Below are 667 nucleotides of genomic sequence, written 5' to 3' on the forward strand. Positions count from 1 at the left end.
GAGCGGCTGCGGTCCGGGCGGCGGGTGGAGGCCGCGTCGGCGGGCGCGCGGGCGACGATGAACCTGCTGACCGTGTTGCCGGTCGGCGGCGCTGCGGTGGCGGCGATGCTCGGCATCTCCCCGATCGCGCTCTACACCCAGTCCCCACTCGCCCTCGGCTGCCTCGTCCTCGGACTGGCCCTGCTCATGGTCGGCCGGTTGATGGTCCGACGCATGGTGCGCCGGAGCCTTCGTGCGGGTGCAGCCGGATGACCGTGGCGGTCGCGGTCCTGCTCTTCCTCGCCGTGCTGGTGTGGCCGGCCGGGTGGGCGCACCGGTCCCGCGGTTTCATCGCGCAGCCCCGGCCCGCCAACGCGGCTGCGCCCGGACCGGACAGCGAACGCTCCTCGCCGGCGGCGGGTCCGGAGAGTTCGACGGCAGATGACGCGGCGGACGTCGCCACCGCGATGGACCTGCTGGCGCTGGCCCTCACGGGCGGTGCCGGCGTCACCGAGTCGATCGAGGTGGTGGCAGCAGAGGTCGGCGGTGAGGCCGGTCGTCAGCTACGGGTGGTCAGCGCCGGCCTGCGGTGGGGCATGGACGACCAGGCCGCCTGGGCCAACCTGCCCCCGACCTGGTCGCCGGCGGCGCGGGCGATGAGCCTCGCCGGCCTCGCAGGAGTGCCGCC

2 protein-coding genes are annotated in these 667 nt (G+C 75.4%); both read left to right on the forward strand.

All coding sequences use genetic code 11. The features are described 5' to 3' along the window. A partial coding sequence (locus tag FRW57_RS23785; RefSeq protein WP_420853291.1) for a hypothetical protein occupies positions 1-252 on the forward strand: 252 nt, incomplete at its 5' end. After that, positions 249-667 (forward strand): type II secretion system F family protein (locus FRW57_RS22465; RefSeq protein ID WP_162529488.1); only part of this gene is annotated, 419 nt, incomplete at its 3' end. The genes FRW57_RS23785 and FRW57_RS22465, both read left to right, overlap by 4 nt.

The sequence above is a fragment of the Segeticoccus rhizosphaerae genome (assembly GCF_009192725.1).
In the GTDB taxonomy this organism is placed as follows: Bacteria; Actinomycetota; Actinomycetes; order Actinomycetales; family Dermatophilaceae; genus Segeticoccus; species Segeticoccus rhizosphaerae.